This window comes from Hominimerdicola alba 8, assembly GCF_000178155.2.
GTDB classification, from domain to species: Bacteria; Bacillota; Clostridia; order Oscillospirales; family Ruminococcaceae; genus Hominimerdicola; species Hominimerdicola alba_C.
The window spans coordinates 1-9975 of the sequence record NZ_ADKM02000136.1 but is presented as its reverse complement, the minus strand read 5'-3'; the positions used below and the strand labels follow the sequence as shown (position 1 = coordinate 9975).

Sequence of the window (9975 nt, the reverse complement as noted above, 5' to 3'; positions counted from 1 at the left end):
CGCTGAATTGCTTTATCCTATGCCGCCTGTTGAGGAACAGCAAGCTATCGTTGAACACATCGACTCCGTTCTGGAGCGTACAAACGCTATTATTGCTGATAAGAAACAGCAGATCGAAACAATAGAGGAATACAAGAAGTCGCTGATATTTGAGTATGTGACAGGCAAGAAAGAGGTGCAGGCGTGACTATGATTTCAAAAGAAGCAGAAAACCTCTTGTTTGAGATAATCAAACATGAGTCTGACGGAAACTATTGGGCAGAACGATTTGAAGCAGCCGACCACCGAGAGGATACTATCCTCCGTGGCTGTTTCAAGGAGCTGAAAGACAACGGTCTTGTTGATACAAAATGGGCAAGTAATATCCCATACATCATTACTATATTAAAGGACGGTTATCTATATCAGCAGCACAAGGAAGAACAGGAAAAAGCTGAACGAGAACTGACTATGAGCGAATTTGAGAAGAAGCTGATGGAGTTGCTTGAACGAGCCAAAACCATCAGTCCACCCACACAAGTTTCCTATGACGGTGAAAGTATTGCAGAACATAATATGCCCGCCAATGTGTGGATGGACGATGTGAGAATCTTCCATGCCAAATATTTAAGTGAACACCCTCTGTATTCATCAATGGAATCGCTTTTGTTCCATAGGAACTTTAGCCGTTTAGTTGCTTCATTGACAAGTATAAGCAAAGATAGAGATTTTATTGATAAGATGAATGGAGTGGAAAAGGTGGAAGTTCCAAAGTATCAGGCTAAAACCTTAACTGAATATGATGTGTTTATTTCCCACGCAAACAAGGATAAAGAGGAGCTGATAGAGGAACTTTATCAGTCACTTCAAAAGTTGGGGATAAGCATCTTCTATGACAAAGAATCACTTGAATGGGGCGACAACTGGAAAGAACGTATACTGAACGGCACAAAGAAAGCAGAGTTTGCTATTATTGTAATTTCTGAGAACTTCTTTGACCGTGAATGGACAGAGCGTGAGCTTTCCGAATTTCTGAACCGCCAGAATCGAAATGGACAAAAGCTGATTCTCCCCATAGTACACAATATTACTATGCAACAGCTTCAGGAGAAGTATCCAAATGTGGCTGATATTCAGGCAATCGATTCAAGCAAATATAATTGCGATCAAATCGCTCTGCTGTTTGCAAAACAACTAATCAAACGACTAAAAGCCAATTAAATGGAGGTGTGTGGTATGGCTAAACCGCTGAAAAAAGTCTCAAACGCCTATTGGGTGTATTATGTAAACGAAGCAGAAGCCAAGAAGTTTGATAACAGTAAGGTCGGAAAGTGGATGTATTTTTTCAAAGATAATAACTTTGCGGCTAAAATATGCGAGAAAGCGGTTGCCGATGGTGTTGTTGCAGAAGCAAAGCATAGCAACGCTCCTGACGGTGTGTGCTGTTTCTATCTTCATCTCGATGATAAACAAGCTCATAAACGCTGTATCACATATTTCCTTGAAAACGGTCTTATCCGAAAAACTAAGGCTGGAAAGCTATATAATATCTCATTTAAGCTCGATGATCAGACACGAAACGGCGAATATGGCGACGGTTTTGTATCTGAGATCAAACTCGCTAATTTTGTAAATCTTGAAACTGGAGAATGGATCGGAGGATAATGAGATGAACAATATTCAGACCGAAAAGGAATATCAGGCAGAATTGCTCGGCATCCTGCGAGATAAAAAAGGTTTTACTATCAGAAATGCTACTGACTTTGACCGTCGTTTTGCGATCGACCGTGAAATGCTGTTCGTCTTTCTGAATGATACCCAGCCTGACATAATAGAAGAATGTAAGAAATCGCTGATATTTGAGTATGTGACTGGGAAGAAAGAGGTGTCATAGGGTGAGCAATGATAAAATCAAATCAGGAACAGGTTATTCGATACACAGTATTGATAGAGAAAACAAAACAATACGCATAGATTTTAGTGGTAATCCGGATAGCAACGATCCGATTTTTGATATAAACGATGGTTGCTTAAGAAATGATGCATCTATACTATTCTTTGTTGCTAACAGCTATAAAAGTGCGTTTTTATGTTTAGGTAAAGAGATAGAAAATAGATTTGATAAAAACAAAGAAATAGAACATTTAATTCTGCCATATCTATTCAATTTCAGGCACTACGTAGAATTAATGTTGAAGGCTTTATATGTTACATTGACCGGTGAATCTCCAAAAATAACGCATAGTTTAAATGAACTTGTTAGCAATATTAATGATAAGCTAACGAATCTAGATTACTGCGAAATAGATAAGGGACAAGGTATATTCTTTATAAGCGAAAAAAAGTTTAAATATGCAAAAGACGAATGTTTGGAAACAGTAGAAAAGCTCAAAAATTTAATAGCTGAATATAGTAAAGATGAACCTGTGGTTGAATATTATCGTTATATTTTTGAAAACGAAAGAAGCAATGGTGATAAATACCTAGTATTAAATAATCCTGTTATTCAGTTGGATTATCCAAAAACGAATCAATTGTTTTGTAGTATCAGAGATTTATTTGTTTCTCTTTGTATAAAGCTACGTGATATAATCTATATTTATTTCACATTGTAATTGTAGGTGCTAGAAATGAACAATATACTAACTGAAAAAGACTATCAGGCGGAACTGCTCGGCATACTCCGTGACCAAAACGGCTACACGATCAGAAAAGCAACAGACTTTGATCGCCGTTTTGCGATCGACCGTGAGATGCTGTTCGGCTTTCTGAACGATACCCAGCCTGAGACAATGGAAAAGCTCCGCAAGATACATAAGGACAGGCTCGAAGATACCATCGTTTCGTTCATCAATGCGGAGTGTACGAAGAAAAGGGGCAGTTTGCTTGATGTCCTCCGTCACGGTGTTGAGCTGTCGGGGCATAAGCTGGAGCTGATGTTCACAAAGCCTGCCACCACTTTCAATAAAGACCTGATGCGGAAATATGAAATGAACCGATTTACCGTCATGGAAGAAGTTTGGGCGAATGACAAAGAGCGTATCGACGTTGTGATTTTCCTCAACGGCTTTGCAATCATCTCTATGGAGCTGAAATGCAACTATGCAGGACAGTCCACGGACGATGCGATCTATCAGTACCGTATGGAGCGTGATCCGAAGTCCAGACTGTTCTTATTCAAGGCAGGCACACTTGTCAATTTCGCTATGGACTTGCACGAAGTCTACATGACAACGAAGCTCGACGGCGAAAAGACCTTCTTCCTGCCGTTCAATCAAGGCAATGGCGAGGGTGTCAATGCAGGTGCAGGAAACGCTCCCTGTAAGGACGATTATCCTGTTCATTATATGTGGGACGATATTCTCACCAAAGACACGATACTTGACCTGATCTCCAAATTCATTTTCATTCAGACCTCTGAGAAAGAGAACGAAAAGACAGGAAAGATCGAGGTCAAGGAGAGCATTATATTTCCCCGTTATCATCAGCTCGATGCTGTCCGCAAACTCCTTGCAGATGTAGAGGAAAACCGCACCTCGCTCAACTATCTTATTCAGCATAGTGCAGGCTCCGGCAAGACCAACACTATCGCTTGGCTTGCGTATCGCCTTGCTACGCTCCACGATGCCGACAACAAGATCATTTTCGATAATGTTATCATCATGACCGACAGAGTGGTTGTTGACCGACAGCTTCAAAAAGCGATCATGGGTATGGAGCATAAGTCGGGACTTATCCGTGTGATGGACGAAAAATGCAACTCTGCCGATCTCGCTATCGCCCTAAACGGCAATACGAAGATCATTGCAACTACTATCCAGAAGTTCCCGTATATCGTAGACAGCGTTCAGGGTTTGAAGAATAAGCGTTTTGCTGTCATTATCGACGAAGCACATTCTTCTACGGCAGGCAAGGATATGGCAGCGGTCACGCAGTCACTCGGTATGGGCGATGAGCTGTATCAGGACATGGAGGACAAGATCGCCGCAGAGCTTGCAAGAAACGGCAAACAGCAGAATGTTTCGATGTTCGCTTTCACAGCTACACCAAAACCGACTACTTTACAGCTTTTCGGTACGATCAATACCAACGGACAGCGTGAAGCGTTCCATGTGTATTCAATGAAGCAGGCTATTGAGGAGGGCTTTATCCTCGATGTATTGCAGAATTATACCACTTACAAGACCTTCTATCAGATCAACAAGGAGATAGAAGAAGACCCGAAGATGCAGACTGCAAGTGCAAAACGGCAGATTGCTCGGTTTGTTGAGCTGCACGAAACGAACATTGCCCAGCGTATCGAGATCATCGTAGAGCATTTCCGCACAACTGTTATGCAGGAGCTTGGCGGACAGGCAAAGGCAATGGTCATCACTGCATCAAGACAGGCAGCCGTGAAGTATTGTCAAGCGTTTGAGGATTATTGCTCAAAAAAGGGTTACAAAGGCATTCGTGCGCTTGTTGCGTTCTCCGGCAAGGTGAAGCTCTCTGATGATGATACAGAATACACAGAGCCGGGTATCAACGGTATTCCCGAAGATCAGCTCACCAAAGAGTTCGACAAGGACGATTACCAGGTGCTTTTGGTTGCAAACAAGTATCAGACAGGATTTGACCAGCCCAAGCTCTGTGCTATGTATATCATGAAAAAGCTCAAGGGTGTCAATGCGGTGCAGACACTTTCCCGTCTGAACAGAATTTGTCCTCCCTTTGAGAAAAAGACCTTTATCCTAGATTTTGTCAACAGCTATGATAATATTGTAGGGGCATTTGCTCCGTATTACACAACCACGCTTCTCTCAAATTCCGTTACTCCGACTGCGATCTACGACCTTGAAGCACAGATAGATGCTTATGCGATCATTGATCCCGATGATGTAGATAAGGTCAACGAGATACTCTACAAGGAGAAGGTACAGTCTGCCGACAAGAAAAAGATCAACTTCTGCCTTGATAAGTCGCAAAAGCTGATCGAGCATTATAGTATCGAGAAACAGCGTGAGATCGTGGTTGACCTCCGTCAGTTCGTGCGTTTCTATGAATTTATGATCCAAGTATCCAGCTTTGAGGATACAGAGCTTCACAAGAAATACAACTACATCATTCTTCTGCTTTCTCACATCAATATCAAACACCCAGGTCCAGGCTTCAACCTTGACGGCAAGATAAGAGCGACACAGTTCGTGCAGAAGAAACAGGACGAACATACAGGATCAGATATTGTCGCAAAGCCAATTGTGAAGCTACCCTCTGCTGAAACATTCGGTCTTACTCCTGCAAAGGAAGAAAGGCTCTCGGAGATCATCGCAGCGATCAATGCACGGACAGGCAAATCCTATGACAGCGATGTTGCAGTAAAGGCAATGCTTCAGATCAGGGATATTCTGATGAAGTCTGACAAGCTGAAAGCAAGTGCAAAGAATAATACGGTCAAAGACTTTGAGTTCTCTTATTTTGACGATATTGACGATGCACTGATCGAAGGACTGGAGCAGAATCAAGACTTTTTCTCTCTGCTGCTCAATGACGAGGAGATCAAGCGTGAAGTCCTCGGTATTTTTACGGAAGAAATCTATAATTCATTGAAGAAAGCAGCAGAAAAATAAATCTTTTTTTGCAACTCAATATAATATTTTCTAACAAAAGGCTATTATGCAGGTTCAACTATAATAATATGTTGTCTGAATTATGTGCTAAAAAACAAACAGGAAGAGACTTCGAAATGAAGTCCCCTCCTGTTTTGCTTATAGCCGCTGTATAGGTCTTTCATATTAGTTTTTGGAAAACTTCTTTATGAGTACCGACCTATATATCGGTGCTATTTGTGTCACACGTGACACAAATAGCAAAAATCACAAAAAAACAGCCCTGCTTCAGCAAGGCTGTAAAACTGAATTTATCTTATTGATTCTCTTCCATAAATACGCCCAGACCTTCGTTAAGCCTTTCGTCAAACCAATGCCATATCTCTATTACATCAGTTCCTTTCTTCCAGCCGAACCAATTTTGGTCAAGTCTGTTTTTGTATTCTTCGGTTACAGTTGGTACGTCTGTAAGCTCGCTCCATAGAAGAGTAAGTTTACTGTCATTATAATTTTCTTTATCTCTTTTTTCTGCTATCTTTTCTAACATATCTATCCATTCATGTTCAAAACTGTCCCACAGAAACCAGGTCTGTTTATCATGATCAAAAAGATATACGAATGAAGCGTTCAGTCTTGAAATGTTATTTTCATTCAAGACCTCAGGATCAAGTATCTCAAGATCTTCATCTCTGTCTCTGTGATAAGCAAGACACTGTGTTCCGTTTCTATCGTATTTATCAAAATCTGTCTTTTTGCCTATACAAAAACCCAAAACAGATAATGAACCCAGATCGATAAGTTCTGATACAATATCCGGATCTGTGTAATGTTCTGTCAGGATTCGGCCTGCACTTTCAATATATCCGTCACAATGAAGATATATGCCTCTGTAATTTTTTTCTGTCTTTTCAAAAATATATGCGTGTGTACTCAAGTTCGGTTCCTCCGTTTTTATCTTATTTTTATTGAATCAAGCTCGGTCAGGGTTGTAATTATCCAGTGCCTCTGCCACCCGTCATCAGGAGAATCAACATAAGCATCTTTGTCTGTGATATAACAAGTCCCATATCCAAGTTCCGAAGTGTCAAATTCATACTGCTTATAAGCACGTTTCATGGCATTGTATGCAGACTTGTAGCTTTTAAAAGCCCTTATGTTGTGATCTCCGCCTTCTCCCGTAGTTATTAAAAAATGCTTTTCATTCATAATAATTCCTCCGAAATAATATAGTGATCCAGTTTTTACTCCATGTTATCCAAAACTGATCCTGAAGTAATTATAACAGAAAATCATAAGCAATAAAAAAACAGCTCCGCATAAAGCAGAGCTGTAAAACCGATTACTTTGTTATTCTTTTATTCCTGTTTTTGCTACAAATTCAGCTGAAGTCATATTTGCTCTCTTTGCAGCTTCGTCAACAGTTAAGATACCGTCTTTTACAAGCCCGGCAAGAGTAGCAAGGGTGCCTTCTTCTCTGCCGGTTTTCAATCCTTCTTTAAGTACTCCATATCCAAGATCGCACATACTTGCCACGTCCTTTCAAAAATCTGTGCTTTCCATCTGAATGTTATATTCTTCGGAAATAATTATATCGAAAAATCAGAACGAATATAATTCGTCCTTTACTGTGTCACATGTGACACAGATCAAATATACTTCAACCATATATGATTTTTAATTAAAAGAAAAATCTGCTATAATTAGTATATAACATTTTTAGGAGTTGATAGAATGGATTTCAAGAAAATAGTTTGCAGTCTTTCTGCGGCGGCAATTATGCTGGGAGCGGGAGCTTATCCTGCCGAAAGAATATCAGCATCCGCGATGACTGCAGCATCTTACTCAACGAGTGAAAGCAAGCCTGCAATAATACAGGTCCTGAAAGCAAAGTACACTTTGCAGTATGTGGATGGCAAGTACAAGTCCACTAAAAACAGCAGGATAATCAGACGGGGATTCTATACGGGCTACCAGATACGGGATAATCTTTACGTCATAAACGTAAACTATAATCAGTATCTTATCAGTACGGCAAACACTCATATAACAGCGGTAAGCAACAGCAGGAACAGCATAAATCTCGGCGGTGCCATCTCTCAGTTGGGAGAATGTGAAAGCAGTACGATGTACGTTGATGGGGTACTGAAATACAACGGAAGACATGATTTTGGCTGCGGACAGGTAGCAGCATGCACTGTCATAAACAACGAACTTGATAAGGATCTCAATATAACCAAAGGTCAGCTTATCAATGAATTCAAGTACGATAAGGGAGCGAACCCCTGGGCAGGCTCTTACAACTGGGGATATACAGTCGGTACACCTATGTACGGTATCCAGTACATGATAAACTCTTACGCCCGGAAGTACGGAAAGTCAACAGAATACTGTGATACCTACAGTATGGATCAGAAAAGCATAATCAGTCAGATAGATAAGCAGGTAGAAAAGGGACATAATGTTCTGTGCGGAGTTTATCAGTGGTCAGATTTTTATGATGTAGGTACAGAAATACACTATAAGAGTCAGACAGACGGAGTTCACTGCACAGGTTCTCATTATGTCGTCATTCTTTGTGAGACCGGCGATGATAACGGCTATTACTATATAGCAGACCCTTATTATGCAGAAAGCAACTCGGATCCTGCTCAGGGCGGCAAGAAAAATCCTTACAACGGATATAATTATTATTATGGACTCCAGAGAGCGAAAAAGTCTGAGGTAGCTGCTTCCATACAGGGTCTTTCCAACAGGGAATGGTCCACAAGAGGGCTTATCTATATTAAGTAAAGAAAGGAAAAAATATGGAGATCAGAATAGGAAATAGCATCAAAACAAACGAGATGTATAATATCTCAGTTGATGAAATGTCCAATATTTTTGTTCTTGGTTCGGAACGTTCAGGAAAAACCGTTCTTCTGGATAAAATAATGTCTGAGATCTCAAGAACTATGACAGAAAACAACACCCCCTACAAGATAATAAACCTCAGATTCAAAAACGAAACTGAAAGAACAGTAAATAATCTCTGCGGCTCTAAGTTTGTTATTCAGCTGAAAAATCTTATGCCGGTCGAAGAGCTGCAGAAGAAATATACGGATCCTTCGGCTGTGGTGGTGATGGAGGAATTTCTATGGTATGATCTGATGCAGATACTCACACACGATGCTTTCAACAAGTACAATACGGTGATTATATCTGCGGAAGGTGTAGTAACTGAACTGGCAACTAAGATCTTTGCAAATACCATTTCACAACTATGCAGGAATGCAGCTCTTCGAGAAGAAACGGAGCGCATAAGAACATTTTTTGTTCTCGATGATTATCCTGAAAAAGTATTCGGTAAAGAGAATGCTGAGATTTTACAGTCGGTGTATGCTGATACAGCTGATAACGGAATAAGCATTATAACTGCAGGTCAGAATATTTCTTCGGTGTCCTGTGATTTTCTTGCCAATGTGCCTCTTATGATAGTCGGAAGGACAAGTAACTGCACCGAAACTGACAAAATAAATACAGATGCCGAAACTATCGACTTTTCAAGGCTGTCTACCGGTGAATTCTGGATAAGATCGGAAATTACCAAAACAGCTGATATAATAGCTGTATGACCGAAACGGATAGATGTCCAATACGAGTAAAGGAGAAAAAATATGGCAGAATTAGAATACGGAATGACCACCATTCCCGGAAACCCCAATAGAGATGTTCTTGTCCCTACACCATTGAATCTGGAAATAGCACGAGTACTAAGAGCAAAAAAACCTGAGATCACTGAGGATGAAAGTGTTTTTTATGCTTGGGCTTTTCTTGAAGGAGCTACTTGTTACGATTTTCTCTATGAGAAAAACATGAACGGAAACGGCTTTGTTAGCACAGATCCGTTCATTTATAATGAACAGAAAAGGCGCATTTCTATTAACGAACCGTTTTTTTCGGAATGGATCGATTTTTTGATGGATGACGGAGAACCAATATTTATTATTCCCGGCGATTTTAGGGACAAAGAAGGGAAATTGACGGTCGAGATCATCAGAAAATGATCTTAAAAACTGTTGCAGAAGTAAACAAGAAACACTCAAACGATAAAGGAGAAGAGAAAAATGATTATAAACTTTACAAAGGCTGAGAATTCAAATGTAAATATTCCTGTCAGTGGAATTACAAACACTTTTCTGACCGGACCTGCGGGATCGGGTAAAACAACCGCAGCTATCAATATTGTTGCTGAGTTATCTAAAGCCAAAAGGGAAAATTCCGGGAAGCGGCTCAGAATAGTTTGCATGACTCAAAAATCCGACTGGAGAACACTTTCAACTCTTGTTGAGCCTGAAAGACTTAAACTTCTTGTTCTTGGAGACCCTGAATCCGAACCGATCCACTTCAACCCATGCAAGATCCCGTATGGTAT

12 protein-coding genes and 1 pseudogene are annotated in these 9975 nt (G+C 40.5%); 10 read left to right on the top strand and 3 right to left on the bottom strand.

What is annotated here, in order from left to right:
• The 6 genes and pseudogenes from CUS_RS19990 to CUS_RS18345 all read left to right on the top strand — a co-directional run.
• A pseudogene (locus tag CUS_RS19990) lies at window positions 1–187 on the top strand (restriction endonuclease subunit S); the annotation flags it as partial.
• A 2-nt stretch (window positions 188–189) separates the two neighbouring features.
• Window positions 190–1200 carry a toll/interleukin-1 receptor domain-containing protein gene (locus tag CUS_RS18365; RefSeq protein WP_002853597.1) on the top strand — a complete coding sequence of 337 codons (1011 nt, stop codon included), beginning with the start codon at window positions 190–192 and terminating at the stop codon, window positions 1198–1200.
• 15 nt (window positions 1201–1215) lie between these two features.
• Window positions 1216–1644: a hypothetical protein gene (locus CUS_RS18360; protein WP_002853593.1), complete on the top strand. Its 429-nt coding sequence runs from the start codon at window positions 1216–1218 to the stop codon at window positions 1642–1644.
• A 4-nt stretch (window positions 1645–1648) separates the two neighbouring features.
• A complete protein-coding gene (locus CUS_RS18355) occupies window positions 1649–1873 on the top strand; it encodes a hypothetical protein (RefSeq protein ID WP_002853609.1) in 225 nt (74 codons plus the stop codon).
• 1 nt (window position 1874) lies between these two features.
• Window positions 1875–2594 carry a HEPN domain-containing protein gene (locus CUS_RS18350; protein WP_002853605.1) on the top strand — a complete coding sequence of 240 codons (720 nt, stop codon included), beginning with the start codon at window positions 1875–1877 and terminating at the stop codon, window positions 2592–2594.
• Between the two features lie 15 nt (window positions 2595–2609).
• Window positions 2610–5585 (top strand): type I restriction endonuclease subunit R, encoded by a 2976-nt coding sequence (locus CUS_RS18345; protein WP_002853602.1) that lies wholly within the window; start codon window positions 2610–2612, stop codon window positions 5583–5585.
• A gap of 295 nt (window positions 5586–5880) precedes the next feature.
• Here the strand turns inward: CUS_RS18345 and CUS_RS18905 are convergent, their stop codons facing one another.
• The 3 genes from CUS_RS18905 to CUS_RS19985 all read right to left on the bottom strand — a co-directional run bounded on the left by CUS_RS18905 (window position 5881) and on the right by CUS_RS19985 (window position 7088).
• A complete protein-coding gene (locus CUS_RS18905; protein ID WP_002853603.1) occupies window positions 5881–6498 on the bottom strand; it encodes a hypothetical protein in 618 nt (205 codons plus the stop codon).
• 17 nt (window positions 6499–6515) lie between these two features.
• The gene (locus tag CUS_RS18335; RefSeq protein WP_002853611.1) at window positions 6516–6770 is read right to left on the bottom strand and encodes a hypothetical protein; all 255 of its coding nucleotides are present in this window, start codon (window positions 6768–6770) and stop codon (window positions 6516–6518) included.
• 141 nt (window positions 6771–6911) lie between these two features.
• Entirely contained in the window at window positions 6912–7088 is a 177-nt protein-coding gene (locus tag CUS_RS19985) for a hypothetical protein (RefSeq protein WP_002853592.1), read from the bottom strand.
• Window positions 7089–7295: 207 nt separating this feature from the next.
• On the opposite strand from CUS_RS19985, the gene CUS_RS18330 reads away from it, so the two are divergent.
• The 4 genes from CUS_RS18330 to CUS_RS18315 all read left to right on the top strand — a co-directional run.
• Window positions 7296–8354 (top strand): hypothetical protein, encoded by a 1059-nt coding sequence (locus CUS_RS18330; protein ID WP_002853595.1) that lies wholly within the window; start codon window positions 7296–7298, stop codon window positions 8352–8354.
• 14 nt (window positions 8355–8368) lie between these two features.
• Window positions 8369–9175 (top strand): hypothetical protein, encoded by an 807-nt coding sequence (locus CUS_RS18325; RefSeq protein ID WP_002853594.1) that lies wholly within the window; start codon window positions 8369–8371, stop codon window positions 9173–9175.
• Between the two features lie 42 nt (window positions 9176–9217).
• Complete coding sequence (locus CUS_RS18320) at window positions 9218–9607, top strand: hypothetical protein (protein ID WP_037278017.1); 390 nt, start codon at window positions 9218–9220, stop codon at window positions 9605–9607.
• 60 nt (window positions 9608–9667) lie between these two features.
• Window positions 9668–9975 (top strand): hypothetical protein (locus tag CUS_RS18315; RefSeq protein ID WP_002853601.1); only part of this gene is annotated, 308 nt, incomplete at its 3' end.

Coding starts and splice junctions, on each gene's coding strand:
- CUS_RS18365 (WP_002853597.1), top strand. CDS start 190: ATGATTTCAAAAGAAGCAGAAAACCTCTTGTTTGAGATAATCAAACAT.
- CUS_RS18360 (WP_002853593.1), top strand. CDS start 1,216: ATGGCTAAACCGCTGAAAAAAGTCTCAAACGCCTATTGGGTGTATTAT.
- CUS_RS18355 (WP_002853609.1), top strand. CDS start 1,649: ATGAACAATATTCAGACCGAAAAGGAATATCAGGCAGAATTGCTCGGC.
- CUS_RS18345 (WP_002853602.1), top strand. CDS start 2,610: ATGAACAATATACTAACTGAAAAAGACTATCAGGCGGAACTGCTCGGC.
- CUS_RS18335 (WP_002853611.1), bottom strand. CDS start 6,770: ATGAATGAAAAGCATTTTTTAATAACTACGGGAGAAGGCGGAGATCAC.
- CUS_RS19985 (WP_002853592.1), bottom strand. CDS start 7,088: ATGTGCGATCTTGGATATGGAGTACTTAAAGAAGGATTGAAAACCGGC.
- CUS_RS18330 (WP_002853595.1), top strand. CDS start 7,296: ATGGATTTCAAGAAAATAGTTTGCAGTCTTTCTGCGGCGGCAATTATG.
- CUS_RS18325 (WP_002853594.1), top strand. CDS start 8,369: ATGGAGATCAGAATAGGAAATAGCATCAAAACAAACGAGATGTATAAT.
- CUS_RS18320 (WP_037278017.1), top strand. CDS start 9,218: ATGGCAGAATTAGAATACGGAATGACCACCATTCCCGGAAACCCCAAT.